Genomic DNA, 18,798 nt, shown 5'->3' with positions numbered 1-18,798 from the left:
ATCCAGATCGTTCCGGCGATCGTAGATATGATTGAGTAGTTTTTGGTTAAAAAAGAGGAAGGTTCCGAAAAGTTAGATGGTTTCCGTCTAACTTTTTTGGTTTATAGCGAAACGTATACACCCCGTACTTGTGAATGAGTCAGCCTACACGTGTTATTGTTATTGGGTCGGGGTTTGCCGGCCTTTCGGCCGCAACCAGCCTGGCCGATAAAGGATTTGCCGTAACGCTCCTGGAAAAAAACGGTATGCCCGGCGGGCGGGCTCGCATCTTTCGCGCCGAAGGCTTTACCTTTGATATGGGGCCGAGCTGGTATTGGATGCCTGATGTTTTTGAGACCTATTTTGCCCGTTTCGGCAAAAAGCCGGCTGATTATTACAACCTGGTTCGGCTCGACCCGTCTTACTCCGTCATCTTCGGCCCCGACGATGCCGTTGACCTCCCCGCTGACTTTGCCCAGTTAAAACAGCTCTTCGAACGCATGGAACCCGGCAGTGGCGTCCGGCTCAACGAGTTTCTACGGCAGGCTGCCTATAAATACGAGGTTGGTATCCACAAGTTTGTCTGGAAGCCCAGCCGCTCCATTACGGAGTTTATGAGCCCAAAGCTGCTGTATGATGTGCTGCGGCTCGATGTGTTTCAGTCGTTTGCCGGCCACGCCCGCAAATTTTTCAGCAACCCGAAGCTGCTTCAGTTAGTAGAGTTTCCCATTCTGTTTCTGGGGGCTACCCCGCAGAATACCCCGGCCATGTACAGCCTGATGAATTACGCCGAAATGATGATGGGTACCTGGTATCCAATGGGGGGTATGCATGAGATTGTTAAAGGCATGGTGCGCCTGGCCGAAGAGAAAGGTGTACAGATACGGCTGAACCATATGGTGAAGCATATTGAGGTAACCGACCGGTCGGCCCGGCGGGTGATTACCGATAAAGGGACTTTTGACGCCGATGTGGTAGTGGCCGGAGCCGATTATAATCACGTCGAGATTAATCTGGTTGCTCCTGAATTTCGTAACTACAGCGACACCTACTGGAAAAAGCGGGTTATGGCTCCATCGTCGCTGTTGTTTTATCTGGGCGTAAATAAGCGGGTGCCTCGTCTGCGGCACCATAACCTGTTCTTTGATGAAGACTTTACCCTGCATGCGCAGGAGATTTACGAGACTCCCCGCTGGCCCAGCCGGCCGTTGTTCTACGTCTCGGCACCGTCGGTGACCGACCCCAGCGTTGCCCCACCGGATTGTGAGAATTTGTTTATCCTGATACCGGTAGCGCCTGATTTAAACGACCCCGAAGAGACCCGCGAACACTATTTTAATCTGGTCATGGAGCGGCTTGAAACGTATACTGGTATACCTATCCGTAACCATCTGATATATAAGCGGAGTTACGCCCATCAGGATTTTAAAACCGACTACAATGCGTTCCGCGGAAACGCGTACGGACTGGCTAACACCCTGTTCCAGACCGCATTTTTAAAACCGGGGCTGAAAAACAAAAGGGTAAACAATCTGTTTTACACGGGCCAGCTTACAGTACCAGGGCCGGGTGTACCTCCTTCGCTAATTTCGGGATTGGTTGTGGCAGAAGAAGTTGCGAAGGATTTTGCGAGTAACCACTTGAAACCTAATAAACCACTGGCTTCCGTAACAAGTCAGGCGTAGTAACTCTTTTTGGTTATGATGGCATTATTCAATCAAACGGCGCTGGAATGCAGTAAGCTGATTACTGAGTATTACAGCACCTCCTTCACCCTGGGCATCAAAACGCTCGACCGGCGTTTCCACCTGCCCATTTACGGCATCTACGGCTTTGTTCGCTACGCCGATGAAATTGTCGACACATTCTTCGACTACGATCAGAAAACCCTGTTCGAGCGCTTCAAAACCGATACTTATCTGGCACTGGAAGAAGGCATCAGCCTGAATCCTATTCTGCAATCCTTCCAGTTCGTTGTCAAAGAGTATGACATCGATTACGCCCTGATCGACGCGTTTCTGAAAAGTATGGAAATGGACTTGTATTGTCAGGAGTACAATGCCCAAACATACGTGGAGTATATTTACGGCTCTGCCGAAGTAGTGGGACTGATGTGCCTGAAAGTGTTTTGCGAAGGCGATGTGGCCATGTACAACCGCCTGAAAGAACCGGCCTGCAAACTGGGATCTGCCTTTCAGAAAGTAAACTTCCTCCGCGACCTTAAGAGTGATTACGTCGACCGGGGTCGGGTCTATTTTCCGGGTGTTGATTTCCGGGACTTCTCCCGCGATGCCAAGCGATTAATCGAAGCGGACATTCAGCGGGATTTTGATGATGCCTACAAAGGAATTCTGGACCTGCCCCGTGGTGCCCGTATGGGTGTTTACCTGGCTTACACCTATTACCTGACTTTGTTTAAGAAAATAAAGCAATTGCCGGCATCCCGCATTCAGGAGGCTCGGGTACGGGTGCCTGATACTAAAAAGGTAGCGTTGCTGGCCCAGACTTATCTGAAGCACCAACTAAATTTTATATGATTTTATACTAATATACCGTTCAAAACAGAAACGCCTGATGTGAAAGTATCAGGCGTTTTTTTAGGCCTAAAAGACCAGTTTTTTGCAATTTTCGAATAAGAATCCGCTCGCCACCACGTATATAGATATTACTTTTTCAATGAAAAACATGAAAAAATTTGTTTAACTTTTGTTAAACAAAACCAAACAAAAAAGATGGACAGGGGTTTTTACGAGTGATAATCACCTTTATTTTCAAACAATTAGACACCTAAAAATCACTATCACTCATGGAAAAGTTTTCGTTGCTTACGTTGATCCTGGCAGCCGATCTCCAGCCTGGCGACGTAGTAGGATTTACCTTCTTCACCGGCTACATGTCTATGCTGGCCGCATCTATTTTCTTCTTCTTCGAGCGGACCGAAGTAGACGGGAAGTGGAGAACGTCGCTGCTGATCTCCGGCCTGATTACCTTCATCGCGGCTGTTCACTATTTCTACATGCGCGGAGTATGGCTTGAAACCAAAACCTCACCGACCGAGTTTCGCTACATCGACTGGACGCTGACCGTGCCCCTGATGTGCGTGGAGTTCTACCTGCTGATCCGTCCCTACGGCGGCAAAGTAAGCACCATGTGGAAGCTAATTGCTTATGCTGTGCTTATGCTGGTAACCGGTTATATCGGCGAAGCGATCGATACAGGGAATACGGTGCTTTGGGGGGTAATTTCAACCCTGGGTTATGTCGGTATCCTGTATGAAGCTACGCTGGGTGATGTGAAGAAGGTCGCCGATGCGTCCAGCAACCCGGAAGTAGGCAAAGCGGTTCGCCTGCTGCGTAATTTCGTGATTGTGGGCTGGGCCATTTACCCGATTGGCTACATGACCATGTCGGGTAACCTGCTGGCTGGTACGGGCTGGAATCTCGACCTGATTTACAACATCGGCGACGCCGTCAACAAGATTGGGTTTGGTCTGGTCGTATACAGCGCGGCTATTGCCTCTACCCGCAACGAACGGACCATAGAGTCGGCCATCACTGATAAGATCCTGAGTGGCCAGACCGCAGGCAAAGTAACCGTCTAAGGCTTTACCCCTAACCTTTGAGAAGCCCAGCCCAACGGTTGGGCTTCTTTGTGTCTCATTGAAACAATGAACAGTGCTGGCTACCGGCAGTTTATTGATACCCCTGCATTCCGGCCAAAAGCTGTATCTTTGTTGTAAATCAGTTTTTCCGCTAAACAGCCGTTTGCATGGTGTTCGAAAAAACCGCTTCAGAAGCAGGCGCTACCGGAACCCGGTTTCCGACCGACGCGTATGCACATTATGAAATGGTAATTGGCCTGGAGGTTCACTGCCAGCTCCTGACGGCAACCAAAAATTTTGCCGCCGATTCAAATCAGTTCGGTAGTGAGCCTAACACCAATATCAGTGTGATTACCCTGGCGCATCCTGGTACACTGCCGAAGTTGAACCGGAAAGCCGTCGAGTATGCCGTGCGCATGGGTCTTGCCTGCGGCTGTGAAATTACCCGCTACAATACTTTTGCCCGTAAGAACTACTTTTACCCCGACCTGCCGAAAGGCTACCAGCTCTCGCAGGACAAAGGACCTATCTGTGTAGGCGGGGGCATTCCAGTGAAGGTAAAAGACCCCGTTACCGGCGAGCCATACGAGACAACCATCCAGATTCACCATATCCATTTGGAAGAAGATGCCGGTAAATCCATCCACGATGCTGACGATTGGGCTACCTGTCTGGACTACAACCGCGCCGGTACTCCGTTGATCGAAATGGTGACGGACCCCTGCATCCGTACTGCCGAAGAAGCCGGTGCGTATCTGACCGAAGTTCGCCGGCTGGTGCGCTACCTCGACATCTGCGACGGTAATATGGAAGAAGGCTCGCTGCGGTGCGATGTCAACATCTCCATCCGGCCTAAAGGCGCTACGGCCTTAGGAACCAAGGTTGAAGTAAAGAACCTAAACTCCATCCGTAACGTACAGCGGGCCGTGGAGACCGAATTCCGGCGGCAGGTGGAACTGGCCGAAACAGGCGGCCGTATCATTCAGGAGACTCGTACGTTTGATGCCAACGCCGGCCGGACCTACAGTATGCGGGAAAAGGAAACGATGAACGACTACCGCTACTTTCCGGACCCCGATCTGTGCCCGGTTGTTATCTCCGACGAATGGCTGGAACAGATTCGGGCGGCTATGCCAACCTTACCGCAGGTATTATACCAGAAGTTTGTTGGGCAATATGGCCTGCCGGAGTATGATGCCGCCCTGCTGACGGATGCCAAAGAGCTCGCCGGGTATTTTGAAGAAGTCTGTCGCCATACGCAAAATTATAAAGCCGTATCAAACTGGATCATGGGTGCGGTGAAGGCGCAGTTGACGGAAAAAACGCTGCGGGAGCGCCAGTTTCCGGTAACCGCCGACGCGCTGGCCTCCCTGATTCAGCTTATTGATGAAGGAACCGTGAGCCAAACAGCCGCGCAGCGTATATTTACGTTGATGACCGAACAGCCGGGGCAGTCGCCCGCCGAACTGGCTCAGGCCCATAATCTTATCCAGAACCGCAATACCGATGCCCTGCAAACGTTGGTAGAAGAGGTATTGGCCGCCTGGCCTGATAAAGTCCAGCAATACAAAAAAGGAAAGAAAAACCTGCTGGGGCTGTTTGTGGGCGAAGTCATGAAGAAATCCAAAGGCTCGGCCGACCCGAAGCTGGTTAATCAGTTGATTATTCAGAGTCTAGCGTAATCTTATATATGAAAAACATAATTGCTCAAACAGCGCTGCTTTTAGCGGTCGGCTTTTCGGCCGTTGCTCAGAAAGAAGTGACCATAACGGGAAAGGTTAAAAGTGCCAGTCCCGGTAGTATGGTGTACCTCGAGTCTAATGGTCAGCCTCCGGTGCGGCTCGATTCGGTCCGGCTGGATAATACCAATTCGTTCACCTTCAAGAGCAATCGCATCGCCGACGGTGGCGGCATTTACCTGCTGAACATTGCCAATGCTCAACGTATGGTGCTGCTGCTGGAAGGGGGCGAAAGGCTGAACATCACGGCTGACGGCTACCAGGCTGATCCAAAAACAGGCCAGAAAGGGATGGCAACGGTAACGGGTTCTCCTAACATGACCTACTACCAGCAGTTGATGGACCTGAAAACGAACATGGATACCCGCGTGGCCGAATGGAACAAGCAGTATGCAGAAGCTACCGAGAAGAAGGACCAGAAGAAAATGCAGAAAATTCAGGATGACTATCAGGTAGCCGAAAAGCAGATGGTGAGCAAAGTAAAATCGATGCTGCCGCAGATGGGTACCTCACTGGCAGCTTTATTTGCCACCAACTTCCTGAATGTTGAGAACGACTTTTCCACCCTGGACTCGCTGGCCCAACGCTTTGAGCGCGAAAACCCGAACAGTCCGCAGGCAAAAGCCTTTATCGGCAACATCGCCCGGATACGGGGAGTAATGGTTGGTTCGCTGGCACCGGATATTGAATTGAATGACCCTACGGGTAAGCCGATAACCCTGTCGTCGCTGCGGGGTAAATACGTGCTGATCGATTTTTGGGCATCGTGGTGCGGTCCGTGCCGGATGGAGAACCCGAACGTAGTTCGGATGTACAACAAGTTTAAAGACAAAGGCTTTGCCATCTACGGCGTTTCGCTCGACCAGAGCAAAGACAACTGGGTAAAAGCCATCGAGAAAGACGGCCTGACCTGGACGCACGTATCTGACCTGAAATACTGGCAGTCGGCAGCCGCCCAGAAATACGGGGTCAATGCCATTCCGGCTACGTTCCTGCTCGATAAAGACGGTAAAATTATTGCCAAGAACCTGCGGGGCGAAGCACTGGAGAAAAAGCTGGAAGAGGTGCTGAATATGAAGCAGTAAGTAACCTATTTAGCGCGTAATCATACCCAACCAGTCCATAAAAATGGGCGGTTGGGTTTTTTGTTATCGTTTTATTCAGAATTTTGAGCCCTTTGCCAAGTTTGTTCTAACCAGCTACTCCTGAAGTACCATGAAAATTGCGATTGCCGGTTGCGGAAATATGGGTATGGCCTTCGCCAAATCGTTTTTGCAGTACGACCTTGTTAAAAAAGATGACCTCTTGCTCATCGAAAAAAGCGCCAGCCGCTGCGAAGCGCTGAAGGCGGAAAAAACCGGGGTGGTGGTCGATACCATTAGCCCCCGTGTATCGGAATACGACCTGATTATCCTGTCGGTAAAGCCCCAGGATTTTGCCGGTCTGCACGAGGCTCTGCGCGCGGTAATCCGGCCGGAGCAGGTGGTGCTGTCTATTATGGCGGGTATTCCCATCGCCCAGATTCAGGAGAAGCTGAACCACCCGCTGGTCATTCGGGCCATGCCCAATACACCCGCCATGCTCGGTATGGGTATTACCGGGTTCACGGCCGCCAAAGAAGTGGATCTCAGTAACCTCCGGAAAGTAGAAAACCTGATTAATGCCACCGGCCGGTCTATCTTTCTGGAAGACGAAAGTATGCTGGATGCGGTAACCGCCCTGAGCGGCAGCGGCCCGGCCTATTTTTATTACGTAGTAAAGGCAATGGTAGAAGCCGGCCGGCAAATGGGATTTGACGATGCTGTAGCCGCCTTGCTGGTCAAACAAACCATGCTGGGGGCGTACCACCTCATCAATACCGCCGATAAGAGCCTCGACGACCTGATCAAAGCAGTAGCCTCCAAAGGCGGCACCACCGAAGCTGCCCTCCGCGAATTCGAAGCCGGCGCTCTGGCCGATACGCTCGTCGCCGGCATCAAAGCCGCCCAGGTGCGGGCCACGGAGCTGTCGAAGGAGTAAATGTGTACCCCGGAATGGAATTCCGGTTGTGAAGAGGCCCTGACTAACTGTAGTGCATATCACAGCCGGAATTACATTCCGGGGTACGGTACTACACCCCCGTATAACTAAACGGCGTCACCGCCCGCAACTCCTCCTTAATCGCGTCGGACACCTTCAGGCCGTCGATAAACTGGCTGATGGTGTCGGCCGTGATTTTGGTATTGGTGCGGGTGAGGGCCTTCAACGCTTCGTAGGGTTGTGGGTATCCCTCGCGTCGGAGAATGGTCTGGATGCCTTCCGCTACTACGGCCCAGTTTTCTTCCAGATCTGCCCGAATGGCGGCTTCGTTCAGCTCCAGTTTATCCAGTCCTTTCAGGGAGGCATTCAGCGCAATAACGGAATGGGCAAACGGAACGCCAATGTTGCGCAGTACGGTTGAATCGGTCAGGTCGCGCTGTAGCCGCGAGATGGGCAGCTTGGCAGACAGGTGCTCCAGCAGGGCGTTGGCGATGCCCAGATTCCCTTCCGAGTTCTCGAAATCAATGGGGTTGACTTTGTGCGGCATGGCTGAGGAACCGACTTCATTGGCTTTGATCTTCTGCTTGAAGTAGTTCATCGAGACGTATGTCCAGATATCCCGGTCGAGGTCAATCAGAATGGTGTTCAGCCGCTTGATAGTATCCAGCAGAGCCGCCAACATATCGTAATGTTCGATCTGGGTAGTAAACTGACTGCGAACCAGGCCCAGGCTCTCCACAAATTTGTCGCCAAACAGTTTCCAGTCAACATCCGGGTAGGCCACCCGGTGGGCGTTGAAATTTCCGGTGGCACCCCCAAATTTGGCAGCGGCTGGGAGCTGCTCCAGTAAAGCCAATTGCTTCTCCAGCCGTTCGCAGAAAACCAGCAGCTCTTTGCCTAATCGGGTTGGCGAGGCAGGTTGGCCGTGGGTACGAGCCAGCATCGGGATGGCTTTCCACTGCTCGGCCAGTTCCTGCAAGCGTTGAATCGCCTTCTGGTAGAGAGGGATAATTTCGCTCTCGATAGCTTCATTGAGTAACAGCGGAATGGCGGTGTTGTTAACATCCTGAGACGTTAACCCGAAGTGGATAAACTCCAGATACTGCTCATCCAGCTGCCCCTTTAGCTTTTCTTTAATAAAATACTCAACCGCCTTCACATCATGATTTGTTACTGACTCAATCTCTTTGATGCGAAGCGCATCGGCCTCCGAAAAGTTTTCGTACAAGCCGCGCAGCACCGGAAAAAGGGAAGGGTTCACCGCTTTGAGCTGAGGTACCGGCCACTCGCAGAGAGCAATAAAATATGCTACCTCAATGCGAACGCGGTAGCGGATCAGCCCGTATTCCGAAAAGTAAGGAGCCAGGGCGGTGACTTGCCGGCGATAACGGCCGTCGATAGGGGAGATGGCGGTAAGGGCGGATAAATCCATAAAAAATGCTTATTAAAGAGGGTTCAAATAAGCGCCGAAACCCAGCCATTGAACCCGCTGGTTTTCATATTGGCTATAGGGGCGAAAGCCACTGTAAAATTCAGCAAGAAATGTAAGTTGGCCGGCACGCCGGCCAACTTCAAATCCTGCTCCGGCTTTGGCTCCCGGTCTGAAATCTGTCTGCTCCCAGAACTTAACATCCACGCCCCCCACCAGCCGAATCAAATTTTGGGTAGGCTGCCGGTAAAAGAACCCCAGTTGGGCACTCAGCCGCTTGCGTTCCTCCGGTTTACGAAGGCCGATACCCACGCCGGCATAGGGCCGCAGCCCGTTCATGTCGCGGCTAAAGGTTACATCAACAACCTCATAATTTACGGCATTGGGCGTGTAAAAGTTGATCTGGTTCCGAATCAGGTAATCATCGCCCAGGTGCGACGATAGGTGATAAAGCCGGAAACGCCAGCTATTTGCTCCCCGACGGAGGTTATACAGAAAACTGATTTTATAGTCGGTGTTTAGTAACTGACGGCGTTGCTTTTGCTGCATAGGGTCGTGGAATACCTCAAACTGCGTAAAAGAGGCTGCGTCAATCACAAACTCGGCCGCCCGGTCGGGTGCAGTGGTCCGGCGCCAGAACGGCTTGGCAAAACCGAAAGCAAACGGCACAATCGTGCCGTTGTAGCGCTTCCCATCTGTGCTATAAGAAGGTAATATACTAATATAGGTTTGAGCCTCCAGCGGATCGAGAATAATAGGGTCGAATAAGTGGCCGCCGGGCAGAAACTCGCTTCGGGGGTACTTGCCGGGGGGGGGCGCCGATTCAGCAGGCTGGGCAAAGGCGGCTGTAGACAAAGCGAACGCGAGAAAGAACAGATAAAAGCGTTTCATAACCAACGTACGGTGAGGGGGCTGGGCCGGCCGCAATCGATACTCCGAAGCAGGAGATCAGCCTCTCACCGTACAGACCTATTTCTTTAATTCAGCGTAATGTTTGTAAAAGTAAGGTATCGTTTCGATGCCTTTATAGAAATTAAACAGTCCGTAGCTTTCATTGGGCGAGTGCAGCGCGTCGGCATCCAGGCCAAAGCCCATCAGAATACTCTTTATACCCAGCTCTTGTTCAAACAGCGCGACAATGGGAATGCTGCCGCCACCACGGGTTGGTATTGGCTTCTTACCCCAGGCTTCTTCAAAAGCTTTGCTGGCAGCCTCAAATTCTACGGAGTCTGTGGGCGTTACATAGGGCAACCCGCCATGATGCGGCATTACCTTCACTGTAACGGTTGGCGGAGCAATGGCTGTAAAATGCCGGGTAAATAAGTCCGTAATTTCGTCGGGTGTCTGGTTAGGTACCAGCCGCATACTGATTTTGGCGTGGGCTTTGGCCGGCAATACCGTTTTGGCACCTTCGCCGGTATAGCCGCCCCAAATGCCGTTGACATCCAGTGTCGGGCGGATCGAGGTACGCTCCGGTGTTGAGTAACCTGCTTCGCCGGCTACAGCGTTCAGTCCCAGGTCCTGCTTGTATTCTTCCTCATCAAACGGCGCTTTGGCCAGTTCGGTCCGTTCGTCGGCGCTCAGCTCCACAACGGCATCGTAAAAGCCCGGAATAGTGATGCGGCCCTGTTCATCTTTCAGCGAGGCTATCATCCGGCAGAGTACATTAATAGGGTTCTCCACACCGCCACCGTACACCCCCGAGTGCAGGTCGCGGTTGGGGCCGGTTACCTCTACCTCTACGTACGATAAGCCCCGCAGGCCACTCTCCACAGACGGCGTATCATTGTTGATAATGCTTGTATCAGAGATGAGAATTACATCGGCTTGCAGGCGGTCACGGTTCGCGGCCACAAAGGCACCCAGGTGTTCGGAGCCTACCTCTTCTTCGCCTTCGATCATGACTTTGACGTTGCAGGGAAGGTTACCGCCGGCAATCATACCTTCAATGGCCTTTATGTGCATGTAAAACTGACCTTTGTCGTCGCAGGCTCCGCGGGCATAAATGCGTTCGTTGCGGATGGTAGGCTCAAACGGGGGCGTTTGCCACAACTCATACGGGTCGGCGGGCTGAACATCATAATGGCCATACACCAGTACAGTTGGTTTAGTGGCATCTATTTGCTTCTCACCGAATACGACCGGATGGCCGGCGGTTTCAATTACGTCGGCGGTATCCAGGCCGGCGGCCAGCAGTTTGTCTTTAACAAAATCGGCCGCCCGGCGCATATCTTCTTTATGCTTTGGGTCGGCCGATACCGACGGTATCCGAATCAGGTCGAATAGTTCATTCAGGAAGCGGTCTTTGTTCTCCTCCAGATACGCTTTTATCATTTCAGTTTGAGGTTTGACGTTTGTAGTCTGGGCCACCTTGAAAACAGGTGCGGTGTATGTCTGTGAGCCGTTTCCGGCAGCTCCGGGTAAATGGTAAAACGCCCCCAAGTTACGCACTTCTGTGCTACTTGAGGGCGTTTTTAGCCGGTAAATATCGGAAAATTACTAACTGCGCTTCCGGCGCAGACGAATCAGAACCGTACGGTTTTCTTCGCCCCGCAGCAGCCGGCCAATGTTTTTCTGATGGGTAAACACAACAATCAGAAACATCACAAAGCCGAAGATAATCAGCAGGGGGCTTTCGTTTTCCCCAAAAATACGGAGCAGCAACAAGACCGGAAAGGCCAGAGCGGCCATAATTGAGCCCAGCGAAACATATTGAGAGGCAATGAGCACCAGCAGAAAAACGCCGATACACACGGCCGCCAGTTCCGGGTGAATGGCCAGTACCATACCCAATAGCGTGGCCACACCCTTACCCCCTTTAAAGCCGGCAAATACCGGATATAAATGGCCGATAACCGCCACGGTCCCAAACGCCAGTTTCCAGGTGAGCAGTTCGGTTTCTGGTATTATTTCAAAATTATACAGCAGCGCGGCCAAAGCCGTTGCTAAATATCCTTTCAGAACGTCAGCCAGCATTACCACCGTACCGGCTCGCCGGCCCAACACCCGGAAGGTATTGGTAGCACCCGCGTTGCCGCTGCCGTGCTGCCGAATATCAATACCAAAGAAGGTTTGACTGTACCAAACCGCCGATGGAATTGAACCGAGAAGATAAGCCAGAATGGTAGTGGCAATAATAAGGAGTACGTTCATAACAAGGATTCAGGCAACAGGTTAAAAAACGTTTGAAAATTAACGATAAACGGAATTCCGTCCGGTTTATTACCTAAGTGTGACCTCAAAGTTACGCTTATTTTATGGAATCGGTTCCGTCTGTACTTTAAAAACTCATTAATAATCGATAAGTTTTGTAGACTACTGCTTGCCGCCGACGACAATTTCAAGCAGATTATCATCTGTCAGGTAGCGGTTAACTGTTTCCTGAATAGCTTCAGCCGTGATCGCCCGCAGATTGGCAATGTGGTTGTGGAGAAAGTCGGCAGGCAGGTTGTCGTACAGGACAATCTTGAACCGGTCGGCAATTTCAAAGGGTGTGTTCAGCGAGCCGACAAACTCACCGGCCATGTAGTTTTTTACCGTCTCGAGCTCATCGTCGGGTACGGGTTCTGTGGCCAGCATCAGAATCTCCTTCCGGATTTCGTCCAGGGTAAGCTGGGTAAATTCTTTCTTCACATCGGTGCCGATCAGAAAATACCCTTCGTGCCGGAATGCTGCCACGCTGGACCAGATACCGTATGTGAGGCCTTTTTCCTCGCGTATGTTCTTCATCAGGCGCGATCCAAAATAGCCGCCCAGCACCTCGTTAGTCACCAGCATCTTGTAGTAGTCCGGATGCTGCCGGGTAAAAAGCCGCCGGCCCAGCCGGATCGATGATTGAATACTGGCCGGCTTGTCCAGCACAACCGATTGCGAACTGCCCGCGTCATAACGTGCAGGGGCGGTTGGTACACCCTCCTGCGCTATGGGTAACTGACCCAACACCTCATTGACCAGGGCTATCTCCGGAATACCGGCCTGCCCAGCCAGCAACACACGGAAGGGCTGGTGCCGGATTGTTTTTTCGTAAAACCGAACCACTGCGTCGATCGACAGGTTGTCAATGTCGCTGAGTTGCTGGCTGCGGCCATAAGGATGGGTGTTGCCGAATACCTGCTCCCGGAAGAGTACACCCGCCAGGTAGCTGTTCTTTTCCAGGTTGACGCGCAGGTTCTGGGTTGTAATGTTTCGCAGGTCGTTAAATTCTTTCTGCGGAAAGGCAGGTTCCGTCAGCATCTCCCGAAGCATGGGCAGAATGGCCGGCAGGTGTTTGGTCAGGCAATAGACCACCAGGCTAGCCCGATCGTGGCCGCTGTTCAGTTCCAGAAAAGCACCGTAGCGGTCGAAATACTCGCTGATGTCGGCAGAGGAGCGCGTGGCGGTTCCTTCGGCCAGCATTTTCAGGGCGAAAAAGGCGGTGTTGGGTTGCGTTTCATACCACGCACCGGCTTCAAAGTTGCACTCCAGCCGCAGTACGGGTTGCTGGTCAACGGCAATCAGGTAGAGGGGCTGACCATTATCAAGAAGGTGTTTTTCTACGGCCGGTAAGCGTATGTCGTGGATGGCCTGGTATGCCGGCGCTTGTGTTCTGTCTGCTGTCATGCACTAAAATTGCGCTAAATAATAAAAAATGGCATTCCAGTTGAAATGCCATTTTGATAAAAAGTCTCAAGAAATTATTCGTCGGAACCCTCGTTTACGCGGCCCACTCCCCGGTTAAAATTAATCAGCAGTGACACCCGGAAGGTATTGGCCAGCGGGCTGTTGCCTTTAAGCGGCATCAGGTAGGAGAAATCAATGCCGTAGCGATCCTGAAGCCGAACCCCCAGACCACTGGTCAGGTATTTACGACCGCCTTTCTCATTCGATTCGTTGTAGTAACCGAGTCGGGCGGCAAACAGATCGTTGTACCAGTATTCGACACCGGTCGAAATCGTGATTTCTTTCAGTTCTTCGGCGAAACCACCCGGTGCGTCGGCGAATGAGCCAAAGATAGCACTCAGGTACGGACGGTTTGGGTTCTGGCCGGCTAAAATAGGAGGGGCCTGTCCGTTTACGGGAGTACCGTATATGGGTGGCGTGGGCACCATGAGTTTATTGAAGTCAAGCACAAAATTGAATTTGTTGACCTGATCGGCAAAATAAGTGAACCGGCCTCCTAGCCGCAGGTTCGTCGGGATAAAGTAGCGTTCTTCACTGCCGTAGTTGATCCGGCCACCCAGGTTCGAGAGCATGGCCCCGTAAGCCCAGCCAATTCCTTTTCCGCTAACCTCATCCCGCACCTGATCCTGATAATACGCGCTGATGTCGACAGCCGCCGTAGCTCCGGGCTTAATGGCAGTACCGTTTACTGTGTATGAACCTGCGAGATTAGAGTTTATATACTTCAGGTTAACCCCCATCGAAAAGTTGCGAAACAACTGACGTGAATAGTTGGCCGTAAAGGCGTATTCCCGCGAGTTAAACGTACCGGCCGCTAAGCCCTGCGCAGTGGTGAATTGAATCGTGCCCAGATCGAAGTAAAGCAGCGACGCGCCAATAACCTGGTTTTTGCCAATTTTCTTATACCCGGTCAGATACGTATAATACATATCGCCGATCAGATCACGCAGCCAGGGGGTATAGGAAACCGATGCACCGGCATTTTCCTGCGCAAAAACCAGTTTTGCCGGATTCCAGAAAATGGCGTTGGCATCGGGAGACAGCGCTACTCCGGCCTCCCCCAACGCCCCACTCCGTGCATCGGGCGTAAAGTTGATAAAAGGAACCGAGGAGTTGACAACCCGTAGCTGTTGTCCGCTGGGCGTTGTTACCTGTGCTGAAACAAGAAAAGGCAGGAAACAGCCTGCTCCGATAAAACAACGGGAAAAAATACGCTTCATAGAAGGTTTTTACATTAAATGACAGTGACTTAGGCATGAGCCTGCGGAGTCCTGCAAGGCCAAAAATACAAGTATTCGGTGGAATTGAAAAAATGTATTATTCTCTGGTACGAATTATCATTTCAGCATTAGTAGCCGACCGCTTTGCACTGCTTCTGTTTTGTCGGTCAGTGATTGAAGGCGCAACCGATATAAATACATGCCATTAGGTAGCTGACTACCGCTGTTGCCCCGCCCGTCCCAATGCATCTCCGGCAGGGTTGACGGGCATTGATCGCAGGTACCCTGCCGTTCGGTCTGTAGGCGTCCGCTTACATCATAAATAGATAAAACCCACTCGATTGACTCACCCGGACGGTTTTGGGTGGCCTCGAGCGTAACCTGGGCGCTAAATGGGTTCGGAAAGGCCCGAATTTCCCGAAATGCCAGGGCCGGCTTTTCGGAAACTTTAAACGTCAACGAGGCCCCGGCAGAATTATTGCTAATATCGGAGGCTTTTACCTGAACGGTGTATATGCCCGGTTCAAGCCCCCGGAACGTGTACCGTAACTCGCCCTGCCGCCCATTTGGGTCCAGGGCGGTATAAGACTCATTCGCAATGACCGGTGGCTGCGTATTCAGTTGGACCGTTAGATTATGACTGCTGCTCCGGGCGGTACTAATGCCCCAGTTATCGCTCAGTTGACCCACCAGCGTTACATCCGGTCCGGCTACTGTTAGCGGCTCCTCACTCAGTACCTGACTCGCTATAGCCAGCTTAATGACCGGTGGCTGAGTGTCAACGCTATCGGGTGCCGAGAGGCCGCCGATGCTAAAGTTCTCGTAACTGCCTGCTGCTTCCTGCAGACTATCGGCCCGGATGGCGTAGGTAACTACTTTGCCTAACCCAAAGGTCTTGTTCAGTTCGTTGGGAAGTCTGAACCGCAGCATAAACCGCCCCTGCACCACCTTAACCTGTCCGGTATACAGCGGGCTTATATAGGCCGGATAGTTCATTTTTGGCCCGTTAGTGCCCAGCGTAGTCTGAACCACCGGTTTATCGTAAAGCGTAAGCCGCAGGCTGCCCGTAAAATCGCTGAGCAACTGATTGCCGGCGGGGTCCCGTATTTCCCCCTTCAGCTCCACGGCCTGAAGAGCCCTGAGGGTGTCTGTTTTCGCTGGTGACAGGGGTTGCCCGTTCAGGTGTGTCAGATTAACCCTTGCCTGTGGATAGGCTAGCTGCATAGAGGGGTCACCCAGCAGCGCGAAGTTTCGGTTCAGGCTGCCGCTCAGGCTGTTGTTTTTGGTCTCGCGCATGATGTCACCCAGGCGCGGCAGCCCGCCTTTGGTCATGCGGAAGACACGCTCGTAGAAGGCCTGGTTGAGCAAAAAGTTGGTGTTGGCAAACACTGGCCGGGTCGTGGTCAGCAAGCCAATGCAACCGGCGGCATTGCCAACCAGCGCCAGCTCGGCTCCTGAATTGCGGCCGGGATCATCGTACCGCCCAAACTCGCAAGTGGCCGTTACCAGGAGCGGGAGCCGCCGGTTTTTCCAGGAGAAAATATCCTGAAGTGTCAGAATCTGCTCCTCGGCCCAGCCCGATACACCCCCATGACCGGCATAATTGATGATGAGTCGACCATCGTCTATGCCCCGGTTAATGACCTGATTGACGGCGGGCGCTTTCTGACCCGTTGGCGCTTTCTCGATCGGAAAGGCATCGACAAAGACCCGCTCGGGCCGGAACGCAGGGTATTGCGTTTCAACCTGCCGGGCCAGACGGTCGGCGTCAAGCTGGTGCATGTTGTCGTCACCGTCGTCGGCCACCAGCATCAGGCGGGTACGCCACTCACCGGCCAGCGTTGGGTTGCCGCTGTAGTTGATTAGTTTATCAACAACTATTTTAGCTTCGGTCAGGGATTTTACCGGCAACCGGCCTACCCCTATATCGAGCAGTTGGTCACCCGCCGGATTTTCGGCCCATTCGCCATCCGTGTCTTTCAGAAAGCCGAAATAATCGTCGGAAGAATATGTGAGTACCGGGTTCAGGGATTCGCGGCTCTCGTAAACCGGTATGGTGTTGGCCTGCTCCGCCGGGGTCAGTATCTTGCTTTTGTTCCGGTAGTCGTATGTAGCATCGCCGAACAGGAGCAGATAGCGAAGCCGGTCGGGCTGCTTCTGGTTAAAATAGCGGGCCATGTCCCGAATAGCAGATACATCGGGCTGACCGGAGGCAAACTCGTTATACACCTGCTGCGTAGTCACCACCAGCACCGTTAATCCGTCGTGGCTGCGCCGGAAGGTAGCCAGCCGCTCCGCTTCGCTTTTCCAGGCCGCTGGGGTTACAATCAGGAGATTCGGGGTGGCTTCGGCACGGATATTCTGGTTAGGTATTGGCGTAACAGAAGCCGGCTCTGCGGTTTGTGTGTCTGTAAAGAGCCAATAGTCGTTGACGGAGCGGGTTGCGCCTGACCAGGTTGCTTCCTGCCCAGTAAGCGCATAGCCTTGTGCCACAATCCGAAACGGGTCTGAAATATCCCAGATGCGGAGATTGGCGTCGGCGGCTTTGGCTCCGTACCGGCCGGCTGGTCCGCGCACCCAGACGGGCTGGGCGTACTGCCGGAGTTCGCGCTGAAACTGAATTGCCAGAAAGTTCAGGTATCCCTGAGCGCCTGACTGGTTGCTTTTGTCGTAGTCGAGCGTCAGCTTCAGCGGGCTGGGCATTGTGGCTGGGGTGTAGCTGAAGACCTGTCGGTTTTCAATGCCTTTACGGTCATAGCGGTAATCAGTCACGGCACCTATTTCCTGTGTACCAATGAGCCGGTTGTCCTGCCGAATGATGAATTTAGTCGGAACTGTGGCTTCGGCCATGACCGACGAGGTGACCATAACTGGTGTGTTAGCTACGTAGCCGCTCAGGTCGAACGTGAACGCCTGCGAGGCATACACCCCAAAATAATCACCCCACCACTCACGGCCTGATTGGATGCGGTTGGTCAGGTCTTCTTCCCGAAAGGCATAATCGGTGAACGAACTGATCACCGGCAGTCCGGTGGCCGAACCGGCGCTTCGGTTTTCAATGCGCAGCCCCGGTTCGTTGCCGACGGTCAGAAAATAAAACGTAGTGTCACAATACGGGTTGATCTGATGCGTCAGCCGCCGGGCCGTCGAGTCATAGCGAACGGTGTGGGGGCTTTGGCCGAAGAACAGAAGGGCATCGGAGCGGTCAAAACGGCCATCAGCTTCACCGGTTACCAGTACGGCATTTTCGGTAAGGTCCGGCAGACGGGCCGCAGCATTGGCCTGGGGCAGCGGAGCCCCTCCGTTGCCGTAGAGCCGGAACCGGCGTGGGTCGGCATTAGCAAAGGCCGGCACTTGTTTTGTCAAGGTAGCATAATCGAGTCGGTGTACCCCTGTTTTGGTGACCCCAATCTTCACCCAGGCCCCTGTTTTCAGGACCGACGAGGCTGGTTGGGCCAGGGCGGGTACTGAACAGGTGATAATAGTAAGGAAGAGCCCGTAAAGAAAATGCCGGAATTGCATTCCAGGATTCGTTGGTACACGTTTATTCACATCGATCTACCCAGGCATGAGCCAGAATGGCGTACGAAACACCTGAACTTACTTCTTTACAAACGACGCGGGTTCGCCGTAACGCACCCCGTACGTAAATTTTTTTTCGAAAGATAAAAGATTGTCCTTCCGGTAAGTCTTTCAGCGATACCTGAGTTCCATCGGGCTGGGGCCGCCTATCATATTGGCGGAGTGCCTGCACCAGGGCTGGGCTACCGCCGGTCGTAGCAGCCGGCCGCAGCATGTAGGTCTGGAGCGGGGGCAGAATAGGAGCCGGAAAAATTTGTTCGGTCAGCAGCGGCTGCATCAGCCGCTGAAAGGTCGTCTGCCAGGCTTTGCCGTGGGGCTGTGGTCGCCGGCGGTAGGTACGGTGTACAACCAGATGGGCTATCTCATGAACAAGGGTAATCAGAAAGGCGTACGGGTTCAGGTCGGCATTGACGGTAATCTGAACCTGCCCGTCCGGAAACACCCGGAAGTCGCCAAACTTGGTACGTCGGGGTCTGGTAACCCGGAAAAGAAATGGATATTGCGTAAACAATTGCTGGCAATATGGAACTGCTTCGGCCGGAATATGACTTGTAAAAAGGTCTTTCAAGG

14 protein-coding genes are annotated in these 18,798 nt (G+C 52.7%); 6 read left to right on the top strand and 8 right to left on the bottom strand.

Annotation, left to right across the window (positions count from 1 at the left end):
• Positions 1 to 134: 134 nt before the first annotated feature.
• From crtID to proC, 6 genes are all read left to right on the top strand, one after another.
• Positions 135 to 1,664, top strand: a complete 1,530-nt coding sequence (crtID, locus tag ABD931_RS20360; protein WP_345269763.1) for a bifunctional phytoene desaturase/3,4-desaturase — start codon at positions 135 to 137, stop codon at positions 1,662 to 1,664.
• A 15-nt stretch (positions 1,665 to 1,679) separates the two neighbouring features.
• Positions 1,680 to 2,516, top strand: a complete 837-nt coding sequence (locus tag ABD931_RS20355; RefSeq protein WP_345269762.1) for a phytoene/squalene synthase family protein — start codon at positions 1,680 to 1,682, stop codon at positions 2,514 to 2,516.
• A 269-nt stretch (positions 2,517 to 2,785) separates the two neighbouring features.
• Positions 2,786 to 3,580, top strand: coding sequence for a bacteriorhodopsin-like (locus tag ABD931_RS20350; protein ID WP_345269761.1), 795 nt, complete (start codon positions 2,786 to 2,788; stop codon positions 3,578 to 3,580).
• 167 nt (positions 3,581 to 3,747) lie between these two features.
• Complete coding sequence (gene gatB, locus ABD931_RS20345) at positions 3,748 to 5,262, top strand: Asp-tRNA(Asn)/Glu-tRNA(Gln) amidotransferase subunit GatB (RefSeq protein WP_370469341.1); 1,515 nt, start codon at positions 3,748 to 3,750, stop codon at positions 5,260 to 5,262.
• 8 nt (positions 5,263 to 5,270) lie between these two features.
• Complete coding sequence (locus tag ABD931_RS20340; RefSeq protein WP_345269760.1) at positions 5,271 to 6,404, top strand: redoxin domain-containing protein; 1,134 nt, start codon at positions 5,271 to 5,273, stop codon at positions 6,402 to 6,404.
• Between the two features lie 130 nt (positions 6,405 to 6,534).
• Positions 6,535 to 7,338, top strand: coding sequence for a pyrroline-5-carboxylate reductase (gene proC / locus ABD931_RS20335; protein WP_345269759.1), 804 nt, complete (start codon positions 6,535 to 6,537; stop codon positions 7,336 to 7,338).
• A gap of 91 nt (positions 7,339 to 7,429) precedes the next feature.
• On the opposite strand, the gene purB is transcribed toward proC, so the two are convergent.
• The 8 genes from purB to ABD931_RS20295 form a co-directional block, all read right to left on the bottom strand.
• Positions 7,430 to 8,770: an adenylosuccinate lyase gene (gene purB, locus ABD931_RS20330; RefSeq protein WP_345269758.1), complete on the bottom strand. Its 1,341-nt coding sequence runs from the start codon at positions 8,768 to 8,770 to the stop codon at positions 7,430 to 7,432.
• A 12-nt stretch (positions 8,771 to 8,782) separates the two neighbouring features.
• Positions 8,783 to 9,658 carry a DUF1207 domain-containing protein gene (locus ABD931_RS20325; RefSeq protein ID WP_345269756.1) on the bottom strand — a complete coding sequence of 292 codons (876 nt, stop codon included), beginning with the start codon at positions 9,656 to 9,658 and terminating at the stop codon, positions 8,783 to 8,785.
• 78 nt (positions 9,659 to 9,736) lie between these two features.
• Positions 9,737 to 11,101 carry a dipeptidase gene (locus tag ABD931_RS20320; RefSeq protein ID WP_370469340.1) on the bottom strand — a complete coding sequence of 455 codons (1,365 nt, stop codon included), beginning with the start codon at positions 11,099 to 11,101 and terminating at the stop codon, positions 9,737 to 9,739.
• Between the two features lie 165 nt (positions 11,102 to 11,266).
• Positions 11,267 to 11,920, bottom strand: a complete 654-nt coding sequence (gene plsY / locus ABD931_RS20315; RefSeq protein ID WP_345269755.1) for a glycerol-3-phosphate 1-O-acyltransferase PlsY — start codon at positions 11,918 to 11,920, stop codon at positions 11,267 to 11,269.
• A gap of 162 nt (positions 11,921 to 12,082) precedes the next feature.
• The gene (locus ABD931_RS20310; RefSeq protein WP_345269754.1) at positions 12,083 to 13,366 is read right to left on the bottom strand and encodes a M16 family metallopeptidase; all 1,284 of its coding nucleotides are present in this window, start codon (positions 13,364 to 13,366) and stop codon (positions 12,083 to 12,085) included.
• Between the two features lie 74 nt (positions 13,367 to 13,440).
• The gene (porV, locus tag ABD931_RS20305; RefSeq protein ID WP_345269753.1) at positions 13,441 to 14,646 is read right to left on the bottom strand and encodes a type IX secretion system outer membrane channel protein PorV; all 1,206 of its coding nucleotides are present in this window, start codon (positions 14,644 to 14,646) and stop codon (positions 13,441 to 13,443) included.
• A gap of 117 nt (positions 14,647 to 14,763) precedes the next feature.
• Positions 14,764 to 18,168 (bottom strand): type IX secretion system sortase PorU, encoded by a 3,405-nt coding sequence (gene porU / locus ABD931_RS20300; RefSeq protein ID WP_345269752.1) that lies wholly within the window; start codon positions 18,166 to 18,168, stop codon positions 14,764 to 14,766.
• A 22-nt stretch (positions 18,169 to 18,190) separates the two neighbouring features.
• The gene (locus ABD931_RS20295; RefSeq protein WP_345269751.1) at positions 18,191 to 18,796 is read right to left on the bottom strand and encodes a SprT-like domain-containing protein; all 606 of its coding nucleotides are present in this window, start codon (positions 18,794 to 18,796) and stop codon (positions 18,191 to 18,193) included.
• Positions 18,797 to 18,798 lie beyond the last annotated feature (2 nt).

The organism is Nibrella viscosa (assembly GCF_039541875.1).
GTDB lineage: Bacteria > Bacteroidota > Bacteroidia > Cytophagales > Spirosomataceae > Nibrella > Nibrella viscosa.
This window is presented reverse-complemented; position numbering and strand designations above follow the sequence as displayed.